Origin of the sequence: Chitinophaga sp. 30R24, assembly GCF_049056765.1 — a bacterium.
GTDB lineage: Bacteria > Bacteroidota > Bacteroidia > Chitinophagales > Chitinophagaceae > Chitinophaga.
In genome coordinates this window covers 37,562-58,308 of sequence record NZ_JBJGXX010000002.1, presented here as the reverse complement: position 1 = coordinate 58,308, position 20,747 = coordinate 37,562, and the positions used below count along the sequence as shown (strand labels likewise).

Annotated in this window: 16 protein-coding genes; 7 read left to right on the top strand and 9 right to left on the bottom strand. The window is 45.8% G+C overall.

All coding sequences use genetic code 11. The features are described from left to right. Window positions 1-473 precede the first annotated feature (473 nt). A complete protein-coding gene (locus tag ACDQ55_RS06670; RefSeq protein ID WP_420980494.1) occupies window positions 474-1,136 on the bottom strand; it encodes a hypothetical protein in 663 nt (220 codons plus the stop codon). A gap of 48 nt (window positions 1,137-1,184) precedes the next feature. Further along, window positions 1,185-1,475 carry an alpha-L-fucosidase gene (locus ACDQ55_RS06665; RefSeq protein ID WP_420980492.1) on the bottom strand — a complete coding sequence of 97 codons (291 nt, stop codon included), beginning with the start codon at window positions 1,473-1,475 and terminating at the stop codon, window positions 1,185-1,187. Window positions 1,476-2,306: 831 nt separating this feature from the next. Here ACDQ55_RS06665 and ACDQ55_RS06660 point away from each other — a divergent pair. From ACDQ55_RS06660 to ACDQ55_RS06630, 7 genes are all read left to right on the top strand, one after another. Then, window positions 2,307-2,879: a TetR/AcrR family transcriptional regulator gene (locus ACDQ55_RS06660; RefSeq protein WP_420980490.1), complete on the top strand. Its 573-nt coding sequence runs from the start codon at window positions 2,307-2,309 to the stop codon at window positions 2,877-2,879. 40 nt (window positions 2,880-2,919) lie between these two features. Further along, complete coding sequence (locus ACDQ55_RS06655) at window positions 2,920-3,357, top strand: universal stress protein (RefSeq protein WP_420980489.1); 438 nt, start codon at window positions 2,920-2,922, stop codon at window positions 3,355-3,357. Between the two features lie 268 nt (window positions 3,358-3,625). Further along, window positions 3,626-5,296 carry a hypothetical protein gene (locus ACDQ55_RS06650; RefSeq protein ID WP_420980488.1) on the top strand — a complete coding sequence of 557 codons (1,671 nt, stop codon included), beginning with the start codon at window positions 3,626-3,628 and terminating at the stop codon, window positions 5,294-5,296. 31 nt (window positions 5,297-5,327) lie between these two features. Further along, entirely contained in the window at window positions 5,328-6,260 is a 933-nt protein-coding gene (locus ACDQ55_RS06645; RefSeq protein ID WP_420980487.1) for a hypothetical protein, read from the top strand. Window positions 6,261-6,322: 62 nt separating this feature from the next. Then, complete coding sequence (locus ACDQ55_RS06640; protein ID WP_420980486.1) at window positions 6,323-7,903, top strand: T9SS type A sorting domain-containing protein; 1,581 nt, start codon at window positions 6,323-6,325, stop codon at window positions 7,901-7,903. 121 nt (window positions 7,904-8,024) lie between these two features. After that, window positions 8,025-10,604 (top strand): phosphatidylglycerol lysyltransferase domain-containing protein, encoded by a 2,580-nt coding sequence (locus ACDQ55_RS06635; protein WP_420980484.1) that lies wholly within the window; start codon window positions 8,025-8,027, stop codon window positions 10,602-10,604. A 120-nt stretch (window positions 10,605-10,724) separates the two neighbouring features. Further along, window positions 10,725-11,366, top strand: coding sequence for an AcvB/VirJ family lysyl-phosphatidylglycerol hydrolase (locus ACDQ55_RS06630; RefSeq protein WP_420980483.1), 642 nt, complete (start codon window positions 10,725-10,727; stop codon window positions 11,364-11,366). A gap of 17 nt (window positions 11,367-11,383) precedes the next feature. Here the strand turns inward: ACDQ55_RS06630 and ACDQ55_RS06625 are convergent, their stop codons facing one another. From ACDQ55_RS06625 to zwf, 7 genes are all read right to left on the bottom strand, one after another. After that, window positions 11,384-12,076, bottom strand: coding sequence for a LytR/AlgR family response regulator transcription factor (locus tag ACDQ55_RS06625; RefSeq protein WP_420980482.1), 693 nt, complete (start codon window positions 12,074-12,076; stop codon window positions 11,384-11,386). A 446-nt stretch (window positions 12,077-12,522) separates the two neighbouring features. Continuing rightward, the gene (locus ACDQ55_RS06620; protein ID WP_420980481.1) at window positions 12,523-12,798 is read right to left on the bottom strand and encodes a hypothetical protein; all 276 of its coding nucleotides are present in this window, start codon (window positions 12,796-12,798) and stop codon (window positions 12,523-12,525) included. Between the two features lie 218 nt (window positions 12,799-13,016). After that, window positions 13,017-14,378 carry a TlpA family protein disulfide reductase gene (locus tag ACDQ55_RS06615; RefSeq protein ID WP_420980479.1) on the bottom strand — a complete coding sequence of 454 codons (1,362 nt, stop codon included), beginning with the start codon at window positions 14,376-14,378 and terminating at the stop codon, window positions 13,017-13,019. A gap of 362 nt (window positions 14,379-14,740) precedes the next feature. Further along, on the bottom strand, window positions 14,741-17,326 hold the full coding sequence (locus tag ACDQ55_RS06610; protein ID WP_420980478.1) for a family 20 glycosylhydrolase: 2,586 nt from the start codon (window positions 17,324-17,326) through the stop codon (window positions 14,741-14,743). A 150-nt stretch (window positions 17,327-17,476) separates the two neighbouring features. Next, window positions 17,477-18,238: an amidohydrolase family protein gene (locus ACDQ55_RS06605; RefSeq protein WP_420980477.1), complete on the bottom strand. Its 762-nt coding sequence runs from the start codon at window positions 18,236-18,238 to the stop codon at window positions 17,477-17,479. Window positions 18,239-18,403: 165 nt separating this feature from the next. Continuing rightward, a complete protein-coding gene (gene pgl / locus ACDQ55_RS06600; RefSeq protein ID WP_420980476.1) occupies window positions 18,404-19,129 on the bottom strand; it encodes a 6-phosphogluconolactonase in 726 nt (241 codons plus the stop codon). 108 nt (window positions 19,130-19,237) lie between these two features. Further along, window positions 19,238-20,743, bottom strand: a complete 1,506-nt coding sequence (gene zwf, locus ACDQ55_RS06595; RefSeq protein ID WP_420980475.1) for a glucose-6-phosphate dehydrogenase — start codon at window positions 20,741-20,743, stop codon at window positions 19,238-19,240. Window positions 20,744-20,747: the final 4 nt, after the last annotated feature.

The window sequence follows — 20,747 nt, the reverse complement described above, 5'->3', positions numbered from 1 at the left end:
CAATCACCGGTACTTTTGTGCTATCCGATCATTTTTCACTTTTACCCTGTAAAATACAACCCTTCCACTAGCTTAGTAAACATCCTTCCCGTTAAATAATAATGATGAATTGATGATGCTTTTACTCTGGCCCGCATTCTTAATCGCAACAGCCATTTATCAGCCCTTGTCATCATCAACCATAAAAACAACAGTGTAAAAGGAATATATACCAGCGAAACCAGTATATGCTGCAAGGTTACTATCGCCATCTGCCGCCAGGAAAGCCGCTGGACTAACAAATTCCACAGTTCCCCTAATACAACCCGGGAATAATATGCACACTTCATCCAGAATGTTTGACAATAAGAAAATGGTAAGCATAAAAATATACATCTTCCGGAGAATTTCTATAAAAATTTATAAATAATGTAAATCACTACTTCTCTCCAATTGTTTTTAGCGCCAATTCATGGGGCTTCCACTTATCAAGGTTATTTCACGGGTTGCAGAATAATCTTCCGTAACCAGAATAGTTCACTTTTATTACCCGCAATTGGCTTCACTGTCAGATTTTGTTTGCCTTGATTGAAATGCATGCTACCAACGCTATGTTGAATGAAAGACATAGGCTCTTGGCTGTGGCAATATCCTGTAAATAAGGTCAGGAATTTCAACTGTTGCCCATTGAGCGTTACAACCCCTTGTTGGGCAACACTGCTTGCTTCGCAAGCATATTCGAGGGTCACTTTATACTCGCCGGCATCTTGTACATCGAGCGGAAATATAACAGCATCATCTGGAGTAAGCATGTCTGCAATAATACAATCATCATATTTCCAATCACCGGAATCACGCGAATAGATAACCGGTTTCGTTTGGGCATGGCCATTAAAAATAGCCCATATCGCCGGAATATCTGCCTGTGGATATTGGTTGCTGACTGTTTGTGTGCGGAGTTGCGACAGGTCGGGTTGCAGACCTTCATATTCCATTACAAGTACGGTATTACGCGTATCTGGGAGTATAGCCGGTAACGTTACAATGGCTTCCTCAAGCCGTTGTTGCCATTGTAACATTACCGGATTACCAAGTATTTTTACAGCCAGGATCTTTGCTGTTATACCAGGCACGCGCAGCTCATGGTTGGCGGGCATTTGCCATACATGCAGGTATAGCTTCCCAGGCTTGCTGGTGGTTACTCCCTAGGGCTGGGCGGGAACAAGCCCCCAGGTGGTGCCATCAATGCTTTCTCCATATTGCTGTAGCCATTGGCCTGTCTCTTTCAGATAAGCCGAGGAACATGCTGGCCACTGGCCATTGCCACCGAGGTTGAGCATCAGACTTTTTCCTTTAGCAGCCATATTAGCCAGCAACCGTATTATTTCAGAGGATGATTTAAAATTAAGATTGTGCTGTACATAACCCGGAGGATCATCATGGAGACCGATCGATTCCCTAGTGTCGGCCACCGGCGCCAGATGCAATACTACCATACGGTTCGAACTGTCCGGTATATCCTGGGAAAAAACCGGACATTGCAACAATAAGAGGTAAATGAATAAGAACGTGAACGGAATACGGCAGCACATAGGTTGATGATTTAATAATAGCAGGAAAAAATACCCCTATCTGCCAGCATTAGCAAATGGAAAATGTTATCAAGGAAAGGGAAAATGATATTATTTTAAAAATTGCAGGCAGCAGTGCAGCAAAAGGTATTAACCAATGATTAACGATTATTACCAGTGTTCTTCCCTAACTTAGCTATGCAAAAGTAAACATATGCTGAATATGTAAGTAACTTTTCAAATTTAGCAATCATCTTATCTAATTATTATAGGCTTTAATGTGTTTTCGCATCTGACGCTATGACGCGGATGCCATGTGAATGTTTTATTTAGCCCCTGCTGTATATCAGCAGGGGCTTTGTTTTGCCGGTAATTATCGTTTTATGGATCGTTATTGCAATTATTGTTTAGGTTGAATTAACCTTCGGGGGTGATGTTACTTCTAATATTGTTCTACCATTTCTTCAGCAACAGCAGCCTTTAACTGAAAAATGCATACAACTAATAAATATTACAGCTGAACCTGTTGGTTTCTCAAGCCGACGGGGTGTTTTTTGTCTTTCTTAAAAATATTGAACAAAAACCCATAGCTCTAACGACCCATGGGTTTTTGATTTAATCATCATCTAGCTATAGCGCCTTTGCGGTTTCCACTGCGGAGGCTTTTATATATCTGCCCCAATGCTCCCGCCTGGCACTTTTCCGGGAGCCAGCCTCAATCTATAACATGAATATTTATTCGCTTATCTTTGTAGGGTGAAATTGAAAGATAACAAGAAGGTAACGCAAATTTTCCAGGCTGCTTTAAAACTGGTGGCGAGTAAAGGATTATCCGGGATTACAATGTCTGATTTATCCAAAGAAGCAGGTATAGCCACCGGTACAGTATATATCTATTTCAAGAGTAAAGACGAACTGATCAATGCCTTATTTGCCGCTTGCCGGGCAAATTCCGTGAAAGTATCTTTCCGGGGATATAATCCGCAACAGCCTTTTAAACTGGAATTCAGAAAGATATGGCTGAATATCCTGCGGTATAAACTACACAATTTCGAGGAAACCATTTTTTTAGAGCAATGCTACCATTCGCCCTTTATCACTGCTGAAACCCGCGAAAAAACGCAAGCCCTTTCTGCCCCTTTTCATGCTTTGATAGAACGGGGTAAAAACGAGCAATTGATCAAACAAGTGGATACGGTATTTTTACTCACCTTTATGTTCGGCACAATGAATGAATTAGTGAAACAAACCCATTACAGCGGGATAACACTTAACAGAAGCCTTATCAATACAACTTTTGACCTCTGCTGGGATGCTTTGAAAGCTTAATAAAAATGAATATAAATTCATAACTTAATATACCTTACGTATGTCGGACATTTTGATTGCAGTAGATCTGAGCAGTTTTTCCGAAAACCTGATCAACACAGGCCTGGACATCGCTAATAGAATGAACGCCTCCGTTACTTTATTTTCGGTGGTAGAATTGGGCATAGGTATAGGTTTGCCCGAAGGCGGCCCCGTGTACGTTGATGATATATCCAGTCGCATCAGTGAAGTAGAAAACAGGTTGGAGGCTTACAAGGAGAAATATCCTGACCACAATATTAACATCGTGGTTGCCACAGGAAACCCTAAAACCGCTACCCTTACCCAGGCACATGACAGCAACGCTGCTATTCTAGTAGTAGGTACCCATGGCAGAACAGGGCTGGACCATATGCTGCTGGGCAGCAATGCGGAATATATTATCCGGCATTCCCGTATACCCGTGCTGGTAGTACCTTACAACCGCGAAGAACATTAACCTGCAGAGATTAACACTCAACAATCATAAAACACAACAGTATTGCCCAAAGGCTGTTTACCCAACCGGTAGACGGCCTTTTTTGCACACCACTATCCTGAATACCCGTTTTTTATTTTTGCAAACCCTTGAATTTTAACAAAGAAGAAAGCTTATATTTATAACGAATAATTAAATGTACACCAAAGTCTTCCTCCTCCCTTTCCAGCTCCCCACTGGTTACGGGTTGCTTTTGTATTCTTTCTCCTTCTATTAACAAACCATTACTATGAGACAATGCTACTCTCAAAAAAGTTTATTGCTGATCGTTATACTGCTGCTAACTGCACCTGTTGCATTTGCCCAGTTAAAAATCGGCGATAATCCTGCTACTATCAACAAAGCTTCTATTCTGGAATTGGAAAGCCTGCGTCAGGGTTTATTGCTGCCCCGTATTACAGATACCACGCTTTCCCCTCTCAACACGGCACCCGATGGTATGATCATTTATTTCACCGGGAATCAAAGTTTACTCGTAAGACGTGGCGGCTACTGGGCCAAACTGGTAGATAGCTTAACTGCCTCTAACAATAGTTGGCAACTGCAAGGCAATGCCGGTACCAATACCAACAATTACCTGGGTACCTCCGACAATCAGCCTTTATCTATCCGCACCAATGCTATAGAAGCCATCAATATCAGTAATGCCCAAACAGTAGCCCTCAAACAGGTACCTGCCAATAACTCCCTGATAAGCGTATTGGTAATAGACCCTGCTACTGGTACTATTAATCAACGTAACCTCTCTGCCGCCGCCTTCAGCGATGCGATCCGGACGCTCAACGGCCTGGCACACCAGGGATTCACTATCCGGGCAGATACACTGAATGCTAATTATGGTATTACCTCCTCCGACGCAGATAGTACCATCACCATGAACATCCCTATTGTAGGCGATGCCTCTCAAAAAACGGGGTTGCTCACTTATGCCGACTGGGAAGCATTCAACAGTAAGCAAAAAGCTATCACTGTAGGCGCTTTCGTACTCACGCCTACCAGTCCCAATGGCCTGGTACTCGACAGTGCAACCGGCATCCTTCACCTGGTAGCGGCAGATGCTACCAATCCTGGCGCGGTATCTACTGCTGCACAAACATTTGCCGGTGTAAAAACATTCAGCGATAGCATGTATGCCACCCAAGGCCTCGGCGTAGGCGGACAAGCCACTATTAACAACGGGCTCAATGTAACTGCCGGCGGCGCCAATATTACTGGGAATGTGGTGCTAGCCACTGCACCGCCCAACGTTAGCACGGCTACTACTTCAGTGTTGTTCCGTAATCCTGTAACCGGCGCCCTGGAAAAAAGGGAGGTAGACTCCTCTGCTTTCTCTTCCGGCATACGGCGTATTAGCGGTCAAACCGGCCCTGTGATCTATCTCGCCACCGGAAAAGCAGGCACTGATGTTAACCTCGACAGCACCAGCGTTACCAATACCCTCACCTTCAATATTCCCGACGCCAGCGTTACTGCCAGAGGTGTGGTAAACGACTCTACTCAAACCTTTGCAGGCTATAAAACCATCCGCGACACCCTGGCGGTAGGTAAAAACGCTATTGTAGGTACTGGCACTACGCCTAATTCCACCCTGCAGGTAAGTGGATCTATGTCGCTGAACATCCGCACAGCCAATAGCTCAGATGCTCTCTCTGAAACAGATAATACCTTACTGGTAAATGCCAGCGGCACCAATACCGTTATCACATTGCCGCCTGTTACCAATATCACCGGTAGGGTATATACGATCAAAAAGATATCCGGCACTATCGACAATGCAGTAACGCTGCAACCACAAGGCGCTGCTCAGATAGAGGGTGCAGCTAATTATGTCATCTATAACAATTACACCTATGTAACCATTCAAACAGATGGCTCCAATTGGTATGTGATCAGGAAGTAAAAATGAATGGTTCTACTGTAAATTGTTATTCATGCTGAAAACAAGGATTAAACGCCATATCCTGTTATGTAGCCTGTTAGCGTTGTTTTCGCATGTACATGCACAACAACTCAAACTGGGCGACCCTACTTCCTCTACGGTGAAAGCGGCATTACTGGAACTAAATTCCACCAACCAGGGGTTATTGCTTCCCCGGGTAAGCGATACTACGGTAGCGCCTCTGTCTACTTCCCCTGATGGTATGGTGATATATTATATACCCGCTGGCAGCCTGCTGCTCAGGCGCAATGGCACCTGGTCGCGACTGGCCGACAGCACCGCCGTAAGCAACAATCAATGGTTGCTCACCGGCAACGCACTAACAGACAGCACTACACGTTTTATAGGCTCTACCAATGGTTATGCTTTTAACATCGGCACCAATAATATCAGCAGGGTAACAGTTTCCTCCACCGGTAATGTGGGTATCGGCACTACTGCGCCCACTGCACTACTAGACGTAAAAACCGGGGCGGCCAATACGTCGGGGGTCCGGCTCGAAAACCTCACCAGCGCCTCTAGCGTTACGGCAGGCGCTGGTGGTATAGGTGTAGATGCCAGCGGAAACGTAGTAAGAACAGCTACGCCTCCGGTATATTACAATGCAGCCGGTATCGTTTCACAGCCCTTGAAAATATTTGCAGACTCCCTAACGGCTACTACTAGCGCCAGCGGCCAGCTGTCTGTTAATATTTCCAGCGCAGGATTCACAAAGATCCTCTCCATTACGGCCACTGTAAAGGGAGGAACAGATGCTAGCAGCGTTTCTATTCCGGTAATCCTGGGATATAGCTTAACAGCCATTAATTTCCAGCTGGTACAAAACAACTCTACTGTTGTGCTACTCTTGAACACATCGGTACAAGGGCTAACTGCCAGCGCCTCGGTGAGCCGAACTATTTTCGTGAACGTAGTGGGTTATTAATTCATTAAAAAAATGGAGTGACAGGTCCCGTAAAATATATATTAACATTATTCTTCACCCTCATGGTCCCAGTGGCCATGAGGGCGCAAGCGGTTACCTGGTTGCATCCCAACAGCAAAGTAGGTATATTCGGTACCGACACCATTGCGATATTCGGCGACCTGGTCAATGAAGGCGCTATCCGCACAGAAAAAGGAGCCACACTTAATTTTTACGGGCTGCATTGGCGCAATAGTAATAGTGCATTGCTCCTGGATGAGAGCAACGATGGATATAGTGGTACAGGCGGCCTATTCCGGTTCATGCAAACCGATCCAGCCCTGTACCAGTACATTAGCGGCGGATTTAGTGCCGTCACCGGGGAAGGCCCTGGCTTTCCCAATATCAGTGTGGAAAACTCCCCGGGCGTTTTCCTGGATGACCTGAGCGATCTGAAAATCGTACATACGCTCGATATGCAACAGGGATATGTTTTCCTGAACGGGTGGAACCTGGTAATAGGACATCATAATCCTGGCAACATCCTCCATTATTCCTCCCGGCACTTTATTGTTACCGGTGGTAATTTCGGTAGCGGAGCGTTATACCGCAGTAATATTTCCCCGTCGGATCAAACTGTGGTTTTCCCTATTGGCACACGGCCAGCCGATTATACGCCACTGGCCCTGGAAAATTCCGGCGCCCCGGTTACCATCCGTGCAGGCGTTTCCGATAGCGTGCGGCAACAGTTGACCACCGGGGCTAACCTGCAACTTACCAGTGTTAATAAAACCTGGGAGGTAGCTATGCCGCAACCCGATGCCGCTATTTCTCTACACCTAATATACCGCCGGTCCAACGAGGGCCCCATCTATGAGGCTAACCGCAACACCGCATACCTGGCCAGGTATGTGGATACCGCCTGGGATGTGGCCACCCTGCGGGCTGCACCGGTAGCACCTAATATTTACACCGCCGGCGCCCCCGACCGGAACCAGGAATTTGTGTCCCAATCGTTCCAACACCTGGGCACAACCAATTATTTTACCAGCTTGGTAGCTGAAACCAACAACAATCCCCGCCAAACCACACTGACATTCTTTAAAGCAGAGCGTAGCCATACCAACGAAGACTCAGTACTGCTTACCTGGATCACCGGCAGGGAATACCTCTGCAGCGGCTTTTCTATAGAGCGAAAACCTGTAAGTAACGCCGATTTCGACTCTATCGGGTTTATGCCCAGCAAATCTCCGGGAGGCATCAGCTTTTTCCCAGTAGGATATGAGACAACTGATTTTCCCAATAATGATGGGTTTATCTTCTACCGGTTAAAAGTGATCATGACCAATGGCACCTATTTCTATAGCCCTATACAGTTAGTAAAAGGCAAAAATGCGCGGGAAAATATTTCCGTATGGCCTAACCCATTACGTGGCAACATCATACACCTGTATTATGGCGCTTCTCAACACGTAAAAGCGATCTCACTGGTAGACGTGCCCGGGCACCGCCTTACCTATGAGAAATTCCAACAACCTTTACAACCAAGAAATTATTATGAAATTACTGTTCCTTCCGGCCTGGCCAAGGGGACCTATTTTCTGCAGCTGATAGGCGAAAACAATGAATTGATCCATACAGAAAAAATTATCCTGATGTACTAGCCGCCAATATACTGCAGCAACTTAAAATCCCCTTAAACTGCCTCCCTCTAAGGGACTGATATAAAAGTTCATTTAACTTTGCGGGTTAATGCGAAAACCGCGATAACGAAACCTGAAACCTTTGGGAAAGACATTATTTACTGCAGCGTTCTGGCGCAAGCTCCACCTAAAAGAGCTATTGGCAGTGTTATTTATCTTGCTAGCCATTTATTTTTTCCGTTCACAACGTAATGAACTGTATTCCCTGATCCCTGCTATCGAAAAATCGGACAGCGGCTGGGTGATCATGGGCATAGTAGTGACTATTATTTATATCCTGTTACAGGGTAGTATGTACGTATTCAGCTTTCGTTCGGTAGGCGCCCGCCTGGATATCATGAAAAGTATAGAACTTTTTTTGAAACGCAATCTGCTGTCGGTGTTCCTGCCGGCAGGAGGCATTAGCTCGCTGGCTTATCTTCCTCAAAGCCTACGCCGCAGCCACTTGCATAAGCAGCAGATCCACCAGGCTTCAGGCATTTATGGTTTTGTGGGCATCCTGTCGGTTTTTCTGGTAGGCATCCCCGTAGTAGGCTATGCCATGTTGCATGCCTCTACCATGAAAGATGCTGTATGGGGACTAACCGCCATTTGCGTGCTGCTCCTAGCCGTAGTATGGCTGGTACACTCCATGCAAACGAAAGGCAAGGCGTATCAATTACTATTGAGATACTTTCCCGGTGCAGCACATGAGGTAGACGAGATATTTACCTTTCACCTGTCTGTTCCCGATTTTATATATACCGTGCTCGCTTCCGCGCTGATTGAAATAGCAGGAATCGCGCATTTGTACATCAGTATGCTGGCCGTAGGCGTAACTCCTTCCTTGGAAGCCGCCTGTGTAGGGTATATTGTGGCCACCATTTTCCTGATCATATCCCCCTTCCTACGCGGGCTGGGCGCGATTGAGCTGTCCCTGGCCTATCTGCTCAGCAACTATGGGTTTACTACCCTACAAGCATTAGAGATCACGCTATTATTCCGCTTATTTGAATTCTGGTTACCCCTCATTGCCGGCATGTTTGCTTTCGCTTTAAAGGGCAAAGAGCTGGTATTGCGGTTGTTACCGCCTATCCTGATCTTTTTGTTGGGAATGGTGAATATATTTTCCGTGCTAACCCCTCCATTGGCCAACCGCATGCACTTATTAAGGGCTTACATTCCTGGTACTTCCATCCATGCCACCAATTTACTGGTAGTATTCCTGGGATTAGTACTGCTGGTAACGGCTACCTTTCTGATACGTGGCCTGCGCAGCGCCTGGATTGTAGCACTGGCGGTGTCCTTGCTGTCGGTACTGGGGCATATAGGCAAGGCGCTGGACTATGAAGAGGCATCCCTTGCCCTCATTACCAGTATTATTTTATTGATCACTTCCCGGCAATACCGGGTAAAAAGTAATCCCCAACTGGTGAACATTGGTGTGGTAACGGCGTTGGCCACACTATTTGTAGTGCTCATCTTTGGTACTATCGGATTTTATTTCCTGAATGCACGGCATTTCAATATCGATTTTAGCTGGCAGCAATCCATCCGGCACGCTTTCCACTGCTTTATGTTACTGGAAGATGACGGACTACAACCAGTTACCCGCTTCGGGAAAGAATTTATGTCTGCCCTGCAAGTGCTGGGTGTAAGCACCTGGGCCTTTCTTTTCTATACCATCATACGTCCTTACCTACACGTCACCCAGCAAAGCAATACCAGTCTCGAAAAAGCCCGCTTTTACCTGAGTCAGTATGGCGATTCACCCATGGATTATTTCAAAATAGGACAGGATAAACTACTGTATGTCTCTGAACAATATGAGGGCTTTATCGCTTACCGCGTAGCCGGCAGCTTCGCCATTGTGTTGGAAGAACCGGTATCCAGCGAAGAGAACAAAGTATCGTTATTGGAAGAATTTGACCAGCAATGCCGAAAAATGGGGCTGCGGCCCGCGTTTTACCGGGTAGATGAAGACAGCACCTACTATTTCAGCCATCTCAAAAAGAAAAAGATGTTGATCGGCCAGGAAGCGATCATGGATATACGTCATTTTACCCTGAGTGGGAAAGATAAAAAATCATTACGCAATGGCTTAAACAGCCTGGCTAATAAAGGTTACGTTACCACTTTTCATGCAGCGCCACAAACGCCGGCTATACTGAAAGCTTTGCGGGAAGTAAGTGATGAATGGCTGCATCAGTATGAAGTCAAGGAGCTTACTTTCTCACAGGGATCATTCGATGAAGCTACCCTCCGTGAACAGGATGTCATTACGGTATCGGATGCCAATGGGCAAATAGTAGCTTTCCTTAATATTATCCCGGATTATGCACCGGGAGAATGTACCTACGACCTTATCCGCAAACGTTCCGATACGCCCGGCGGTGTTATGGATGCATTAATCATTGCCTTGATACAGGATGCGCAGCAAAAAGAATTGCATTATCTCAACCTGGGAATGGTGCCTATGTCCGGGATCATGCATCCTCAAAATACAGCGGAACAGATGGTGAAATATGCATACGAAAAACTGCGCTTTTTCCGCCACTATCAAGGTTTACGTGAATTCAAGGAAAAATACGCTACCCAGTGGACCAATAAATACCTGGTATATGAGCATGATTTCGACCTGATTCAACTGCCATCAGCGCTGAGTAAAGTAATGCAGCCCTGATGACAAACTATCGTGGAATGGCTTTTGTTTCATAGACTCGCTTTAAATTAGGATATGTTATTTACACACACTTTGTCCAAAACAACAAGACTGTTTATTTGCCTGATATTATTTACGGCGATGCAGTTAAAAGCTCAAAATGGCATCAGTAACCTGCCGGTAGTAACTAAAGCGCCAACGGCAGGTTGTACGGCGCCCTTAATACTCTATATTACTGGCGACGGGGGCATGAAAAAATTCTCCGCCAATGTGATTGAGTCATTTCATCAAAAAAACTATCCGGTAGTAGCGCTCAATGCGTTGAAATATTTCTGGAGTAAAAAAACACCCCAACAAGCCGCCAAAGATGTAACTGCCCTGATCCGGTATTATCAGTCGCAATGGGGCAGCAACAATGGAATTGTGTTAATCGGCTATTCACTGGGGGCCGACGTACTACCATTTATCTACACCAGTTTACCAGCGGAACTCACTGAAGAAGTGAAACAGCTCGTACTATTGTCGCCCTCTCTGTATACCGATATGGAAGTACATGTATCCGATATGTTGGGCAAATCCAGCAACAGGGGAATGAGCGTTCCTTCAGAAATGAACAAAATTACAGACAAGCCTTTTCTGTTGGTGTTTGGTGCGGAAGAAAAAGACTTTAACTTTTCTGTGCTAAACGTTCATTATCAGAAATTAATACTACCCGGAGGGCATGCATATGATGAAGATGCCAATGGGGTAGCAGGTAAAATAATTGACTCCTTACAACCTTAAAGCATAAACGAAATAACTTACATGGGCAGTTGGTAACGTTTAGACAGTTCTTTCCGCATGTCTTTGGTGAGTCCAATTCTGGCATTACCTACTACTACGTGGTCTTGGTCTAGATGGGTAATATGCCGGAAACCGATTACATACCAGCGGTGCACCCGCATAAAAGCAGTAGTTGGTAACTGTGCCATGATCCAATCCAGCGTTTCTGTGGTTACCAGTTTTTGTTCTTTCAGGTGCAGCAGGATGTAGTCATCCATTACTTCTACATATTGCAGGTCTTCATAAAAGATCTTTTCATACCGGTGCTGCGTTCTCAGCATAAAGTAATTTACCGTATACCTGGCAGGGCGGATAGTACCTTCCATATCTATTATATTATGAATGTGAATAAATACTTCGTATAACCGATCCTGTGTAAACGGCTGTTGCAACAAGGCTGCTGGCAGGAAGTCGTAGCTTCCGGGGGAGCTATCCGGATATACCATCATCATAACCGGCAATACATTATCATATTCCGGTGCTGGTACTGCCAGATCTTCATAGCGCCCTATAAGTAGCACATCAATAGTCTGAGTTTCCAGCCAATAACGCGCTTTGTCCATAGTATTGCAGCGGCAAACCAGATAAACAAATGGTATAGCAGACAAGTAATTCTCTAACGCATCGAATCCTTCAGGGTCATTACCCAAAATAACACAGTTTAGTACCATAGAGCAGATTTAGGTCTTTTACCTATATGAAAACTTACTCCAGTCAGTTGACCGCGGATACAGATGATTTAAGTAGGAGCAGGTGACTGAATAGAAACCTGCGTATTATCTAAAATCTAATCTAAACCGCGTTATGAAAAAAGTTGATCATCATCATACTTTGTCGAAAAGCTGACAATTTATTTCTTAGCTAAAGTTGGATTTATTTAGGGAAGGAACAGTTAATCCAATGTTAAGTATTACAGAAAAAGAAGGTGGACAGTAAAAGCATTTGCCACAAGTTGGCAATACTTTCCCTGTCCACCAATTAAGGAGGATTACATAAAAGATCCTGTAACAACTGTAATTACAGCTGCGCATGCAGATCTAAGGCCCAAAGGGGCAACGAAGGCGCAATAGAGAGCTAACGGGAAGGCCGGTTAACTGGTCAGTGCGCGCAGGCCATGTTACAATACGAGGAAGAATAAAAGTAACATCGTACTCACGGCTAGCAGGTTCTTAGAAAACCTGACATTAAAGCCGCCTTTTTCTGAGTAGTAGTAACTTTCTTTGTACCGGTCGTACTCAATGGGAGCACCTAACTCCTTCATCATTTTGAGGAATTCATAGAGTGTTCTTTCGGAAATACGAAGCCGCTTGGCTAACTGAGCTGGCTTACCGGTCCCTTTGATCCTGATAAGGTAATCAATGGTCTGTAGTCTGTCAAAATAACGCTTTGGCATGTGGCATAGAGGGGTCTTAACGGTTATTTACTGAATATACGATTTGTGTCTTTATTAAACCAGTATTATCATATATATATTTTAATGTAAATATTAACAACCTGGTTTAAATGGGTTTTTGAAATTCTGGCTGCGGGACAATGGCGCTGATGCGGACGAATTGCGTATATATACTAAACGTTTTACCGCACCTTTTATTGAAAATACTGCGAAAAAACTCACTGCAATAATGCTTCATAGAGGATATTGGCTAATGCAGTACCATGATCTACTGCAGGATCCGGCGGTCTGGTGGCAAATACTTTTCCATTTCTACTGATGATGATCAGGGAAGGGAACCGGGTAATACTATATTGCGACAACACCTCTTGCTGTGGTTCGTCCAGGTGCAGCAGCCATCCCGGCAAACCGTTACTGGCATTACCTTCGCAGCAGATATTCACAAACGATACCTGGTCGTTAAAGCAGAGTTGTATTTCAGACAACGCTGATAATATAGGATTCCTTCCGTTATAAAAATGCAGTAACACTACTTTTCCGTTAAACTGCTGCAGGTTAACCAATTTTCCTTGTTGATCCCGGAAACTACAGGCTGGCGCTATACTTCCGCGACCAATCCCCTTCTTTGCCTTGCCATATAAAACGGTAATGGCTTGTTTACAGGCAACGTTTTGCACAGAAGATAAGAAGTCGCGGGCACACCATTCTTGCTCCTCCTGCTGATTGCCAGCGGCAAAGCCCTGTATCAATGCATGCGCCAGTAATTTATCCCGTAACTTCCCATTATAACGGGTTTTGAGCCATTCGTAAATGGCCCGGTTACTACACTCAAAACGATGCTGCACAAAATATTCCGCCTCTGCTTTTTGCAACAGGTAACTTAAATACCGTACGGCCATGGCAGTAGTATCTGAAGGAATAATCGTTGGCAGGAAAGGTAAAATCTTTCTCCGGTAAAAATCCACCTGTCTATCTTCTAATGTGCTGTCTGGCGCCGGAGGCAATTTCCAAAGCGTACCAAGCAACCTCCCACCTATTTCCCCCAATACATGCGCCTTTACTAACACCTGGGCCACTACACCCATGCTATCTTGGTATGCGGCTAATACCTGGTTGCCAGCTTGTAACTGTTGCCGGTAATAATCTGCCAATAACCCGGCATCGAGGCGCTCTGGCGGGGCTATCCGCTCCATTGCCTGCCTGGCAGCGTATATACTACGGCATGATACCGCCCCTCTCCCGCCAAACGTGAGACTATCCCCCCGCATGCCGATCTGTATACTGTCCCCACTACCTATCAATCCATAAAAATTATATCCCTGGCCGGCATCTACATAAAAAAAGACCTCCTCTCCCGGTGATAAAGGCAAACGGAAATAAAAAGAATCCGGCTGTATAAGATTATCCTGCGTAACAGCAGGAGATATACCCGCATCCTGCCAGTATATTAGCGATACCTGTTTTACAGAACGGTCAGCTATCCTACCTGTTATTACAGTAGTGCTTTGTGCAGCGGTGATATCGCTCCATAACAGTAAAATGCAGCCTATTATGTACTGCAACAACTTCTGAGGGTTCATAATCAATTTTTTTAAATGGTAAAATCCCCATGGTAAAAACCACAGGGAGATAATATTCACAACGATAGTAAATGAAAACTTAAAGTATATCTTATACAGGGTACGATCGATTAATACTCCAGGTTTTGTGATGCAAGTATAGCAGTATTAAAATGCCCAAGTGTTAATCCTTTCTTAACTGTTAATACATTTCCGGCAATCGCCCATCTACCGGGTAGTTTCCCAGGTAGATAAAAACATACGCCATACCCATACAGGCGTGGCTTAAAACCTACAAAGGCGCAAAGTTGCCTTCATCAAGCCACTTTGCGCCTTTGCCAATATTTACCAATAATATTAACCTTTATTAACCGGGCGGTCAGCTACGGTACCTTTACCGTAGTAGTACGGCTGCTACGACCTGCCGGGCTGAACACCTTCAGTTTCACTGTTTTCCCGCCTGCCTGTATAGGAGTAGTATATACAGGGCTTTTTTGCGTAGGCTCTTCACCGTTAGTAGTATACCGGATCACCAAACCTGGCAGCTGTACATTGGCGCGGAACACGCCGTCATCCACCTGAACACCCGGGGTAGGAATACGCCAGTTAAAACCACCATCATAGTAATCTAGACGGGGCATTTCCCGTTTACCCAGCACATTGCTGAACACACTCCACGCCTCTGCATACAGCGTGTCTGCCTTTGCCGGATCTTGCGCTGTAGCCCAATACGGATCTTGCGCCCATGCACGTTCCGCCAGTCCGAGTAATTTGGGCAGCATCATATACTCCATACGATCAGAACTGGTTACCGTTTCACTCCACAGCAACCCTTGGATACCTGGAATATTAGAGGCGCCGAAACCGGTTAAACGGTCTTTACCTACAAACAATTCCGGCGTCACCTGGTTGCCACGGCCATCTACTTTTGAATTTTTATAATAGTCGAAGGGAATAAAATAAAACGGTTTGTCCACATCAACAAAACCGCCCCAATAGAAGCCCGGTTCATCGAATGATTTCATGTAGGCCATATCAAAATAGAAGTTGCTTACACCAGACAATACCACCTTATAACCTGCATTTGCCAGGCGGTAGGATAAGTCTTCCTGCCCACCTCCGATTACATTATTCCATACATTCAATTGGAAACTATCATTCACAAAATCGGGATTGGGAATACTGGTGCTGCGGCCATTCAGCGTTGTTTTACGCATGCCTGTTTCTTCCCAACCTGCCACCGACAGGCCACGGGCTTTCAGCAATTCATTTACCTTACGGTAATAGTAATACCAGAGGTCTTCCACCCCCTTTATCGATTTGTTTTGCTGCATCAAAGCTATGCAGGCCGGGGATTTTTCAAAGGCGCCATTAGGCACTTCATCTCCTCCCATATGCACTGCCGTGAGCGGAGCGCCGGCTTCCTTATACATCCCTTGTAACTCTTCCACTACTTTATCCAGGAAGCGGTATACTGAAGGCAGGGCCACATTCATTACGTTATCGTTCCAGTACTGTACGGAATGATAGTCAGATTTGTCTTCCAGATCAGTGAGCAGAAACTCAGTTGCTTCTTGCGCTTTACCGGCCGCTTTCAGGCGGTAGTAGCGCGACTCCATAGATTTAACTGCCGCCCGGGCATGGCCGGGGCTTTCAATTTCCGGCAGCACGCGTATATGCCGCTCCGTTGCATACCGTAAGATGTCTATAAAGTCTTTACGGGTAAAATAACCGGAACCCGCCATATTGGCCGTATCCGGGCCGGAGCCATAGGAAGGCGGAAGCATGCTTCTGCCATCAGCGCTATGTCCACGCTTTCCCCCTACAGATGTTAATTCCGGCAGGGAAGGTATTTCCACCCTCCAACCTTCATCATCACTAAAATGAAAGTGCAGTACATTCAGTTTATAGAGGGCCATCAGATCCAGTATACGGAACAGATCCCGCTTATTATGAAAATTACGGGCCACATCAATCATAAAAGCCCGGTAACTGAAACGGGGATGATCGGTTACACTTACGCAAGGGATGCTCATGGTAGATGAAGATCCAGCCCAGGCCGCAGGGGCTATCAAGGTTTTAAGGGACTGTATGGCATAAAAAGCGCCAGCTTCTGTACCTGCGGTAATAGTAATCCCTTGCTGCGTTACCTGCAAATCATACCCTTCCGGCGTTGTCATGGTAATACTACTATCGTATACCAGCTTTACCGGTGTTTTTCCCGTAGCAGTTTTCCCCAGCAGGGGTTGCAGCTCTTCCCTCAGCATCGCAGCACTGGCGGCCAGCTGCGGTGAGTTAGTAATCACAGGTAATCCTTGCAATACCAGGTTTCCACCAGTAGCCGTGTAAGATACCGGGGTAGGAAACACCAATGGCAACGCCGATACAGGAATGTCCCGGATACTGGCGTTTTGTTTAAAAATATCGGCAGGCGTCACCACCGCAATTTTATCACCAGGATAACGCATTAATTGCTTAGCAGCAGTGGAAGGCCGGATGCTATAATCTGTAATGGCTATCCCTTTCCCCGGTTGTTCTTCCCATACTATGTATAACCCGGAGGGAGCATCTGTGAAGTTCACCGCCCACGCGTTGCCAATAACATTTAGTTTTAATGAGTCGCCGGACGCAATCCCAGTGAATCCCTGCGTTGGCGTAAAACGATACAAATCGCCGTTAATATGTTCTACACGAATATGCTCCGGCAGCTCTCCCGGCGTAACCATTCTTACAAAGTTGAAATACAGTTGCCATCCTCTGGCCGGGAAAGGCTTGTTGCCTGTATTGATAAAGGTGAAGGCCGACAGGAAGTTGTCTTTCCCCTGATAGTGGTTCTCTATTACTTCCCAGCTTGTTTTTAAGCGGGCAACGTCATAGGGTACAGGATGCTGGGCTTTTAGCCCGAAGGCAGTCGCTAACAGCAGCGTACAGAAGGCCATCAACTTACCAGGATAATTATATCTTTTCATGTGGTGGGCGGATTAGAAAAATAGTAACTGGCAAGATAGTAAAAGATGAGGAGGAAGAATGGGTTAATAAAAAAAATTAAAAAGCCATATGATTCATTTGATTTTATTGGAGGATATTTAAAGCGTAACAGCACTGCAGGAGCAGGTATGCTACTGGACCGTTGGTTGATAGAGTGCCAAGGCATTTTCCCGGCAAATAGCAGCAGCGATATTATCGGGGAAATGATCCAGGATCAGTTGCAGATCGGTTGGTACAAAAGTACGGGGTGCGCGGGTAGAAGGCAGATCTGTTCCAAATAGTAAAGCGCCGGGATTAATAGCACTGATCTGCTTCATAGCCGTGAGCACATCAAAATCACAACGGCTAAAGCCTGTGGCCTTCACCCTGGCGCCTTTTTCCACTAATGGTAACAGGTACTTGAATCCTGCTTTGGAAAGCCCCAGGTGGTCTACCACCACAGCCGGCAATTTATGCAGCGTAGTAAACAAGCCCGGTAATTGCCGGGAATCCACATATAATTCTACATGCCACTTTACCAGGTCGTATACCCTTAGTCCCAGTTGTTCTAAGAACCGGATGCTTTCAGCACCACCGTGCTGTACATTAAATCTTATCGCGCGCACACCAGCTTCGTGCAGGGCTATAATAGTGTCGTCGGGAGTACTGGCAGGGAGCTGTGTTACGCCTACATAGCCGGGGCCCAATTGCTTCAACGCTGCGAGTAACCAGGCCTGGTCAAATCCCTGGAAAGACCCGGATACTACTGCACCTCCTTGTATAGGCAATGAGGCAATTTTTTGCCGGTAGTCTGCTACTGAAAAATTAGCTGGTAGGTACCCATAGTTGGGTTGTAAGGGAAATTGGTGATCTATAATATGCAGGTGTGCATCAAATATGGGCTTATCAAACATGATCTCATCATTGTTGGTACAAACTACAAGCTACAAAATTTAAATGTGAACCAACAGCATCCGGTTACTACCCACCAATGGCCAGCAATCGTCAGGGAGCAAACCCGTGATCAGCATGGCATTACTGCTAATCATAGGTCAGCTCCCTGTTATTTATTTGAGCCATTATATCTCCATTGCTCCGGCAGCCGCTTCATCTACAAACCAGTGCAGTTCACCATCTACAGGTCTGATAAGCTGTGAAGGGAATTTTTCGGCATCGAAAGTGCCTTCAATTACATTTTTGAGCGTAATCGCTTTGTTTTCGCCGGTGGTCAGGAACAGTACGCAGGCAGACTTATTTACTACCGGCGCTGTTAAAGTAATGCGGTACATGTCTTGCGCCTGCAGGAAAAAAGCTTTCACCCAGGCTTTCTGTTCGTGCACTACGGGGGTACCAGGAAACAACGACAACGTATGTCCATCATCTCCCATACCCAATAAAACCAGGTCGAAGGTAGTATCGCTCTTGCTAAAATAAGATTGGAGCAGCGCTTCATATTCAGTTGCTGATGCTTCCGGACCTATATCGGTACGCATTACGTGGATATTGTCTGGATTCACGGCTACTTTATCTAATAATTCTTCGAAAGCCATACGGGCATTATTACGGTCATCTTCAAAGGGCACATCTCTTTCATCTCCCCAGAAAAAATGTATTTTCTCCCAGGGGATCATCATGTTGTAAGGTGCTTTAGCCAACAGGCTATATAGTTGCCGGGGCGTATTGCCACCAGATAATACGAAAGTAAACTGTTCCTGAGACTGTAACACTTCCTGGATATAATTGCTGATCCAGGCGGCTACGTTTTCACTCAGCTGTGCAGGGTCTTTAGCGATATGCAGTTCCATAAGGGTATTTTTATTTCATTACAATAGGGCTAAGAAAACAAAGGAGTAAAGGAACATATCTTACATTATACTTCCTTTACTCCTTTGCTTCGGCCTCTCTGAGAGGAATTATTTAGAAGGTAAATTGATCCAGGTATGGCCATCGCGGGCTACCAATGCGTCTGCATCATCCGGGCCCCAGGAATCTGGTGCATAGTTCGGGAAGTCCTGCGGAGCGCGATTTTCCCAAGTTTCCAGGATAGGCATAATCACTTTCCAGGCAGCATCCACCTGGTCGCCACGCATAAACAGGGTAGCATCTCCTTCCATTACGTCCAGCAGCAGGGTTTCATATGCTTCCGGCGCATGCTCGCCATTGGCGGCATCGTAGTTAAAGGTCATATCTACAGGGTCCAGTGTCATGGTTTGTCCTGGGCGTTTTGCCTGGAAGCGGATACGTATATCCATTTCCGGTTGGATGCTGATGGTGAGCCTGTTGGGGCGCCATGTTTGGGCAGCTTCCATTGGGAACGAATAAGGCGGCGCTTCTTTAAAGGTGATGATAATATTGGTGGCCTTCTGGTGAAGGTATTTACCGGTACGCACATAAATAGGCACACCCTGCCAACGCCAGTTATCAATAAAGAACTTCACCGCGGCGTAAGTTTCGATATTAGACTTAGGCGCTACTCCTTTCTCTTCACGGTAGCCCAGCACCTGGTTGCCTTTCATCCAGCCAGCAGAATACTGTCCGCGTACAGCGTATTCATGTACCTTATCCGGTGTAATGCGGCGGATAGCATTAAGCACATCTACTTTTTTGTTACGTACTTCGTTGGCATCGAAAGATACCGGCGCTTCCATAGCGAGGATACACATGATCTGCAGGATATGGTTCTGCACCATATCACGCAAAGCCCCAGCCCGCTCATAATAACCACCCCTGCCTTCCAGTCCTACGCTTTCTGCAGCAGTGATCTGGATATTATCGATATAATTACGGTTCCATACCGGTTCAAACAAGGCATTTGCAAAGCGGAATGCCAGGATATTCTGGATGGTTTCTTTACCGAGGTAATGATCTATGCGATAAATCTGTTCTTCTGTAAATCGCTTCGACAATAGTTCATTGAGCTCATGCGCGCTTTGCAAATCGTGGCCAAATGGTTTTTCGATTACAATGCGGGTACAATGTTTATCGCTGCAGAGATCAAGTTCTCCGAGGCGGGTAGCTATATCCGGCACCAGTTGCGGCGCTACGGCGAGGTAAAAGATAACGGTAGGATGTACGCCCCATTCTTCTTCCTTCTGCTTCACATAATCCGTAATTTTGCTGTAAGAAGAAGGATCTTCGGCGTCCATCTGCAGATAAGAAACATGGCTGCTGAAATCTTTCCAGTGACCGTTCTGTTCTCCTTTGCGGCGGGAAAATTTACTGATCCCTTCCAGGAGGTGTTTATGATAATCTTCGTCGTTGTACGGACTACGGCCCATACCTGCAATGGCGAAATGCTCAGGCATCCACTCATCCAAAAACAGATTGTAAAGTGCAGGCGTGAGTTTGCGGTAGTTTAAATCGCCGCTGCCTCCGAAAATAAAGAGGATAGAAGCAGGAGGGCGTTTATGGATCTGCATATGC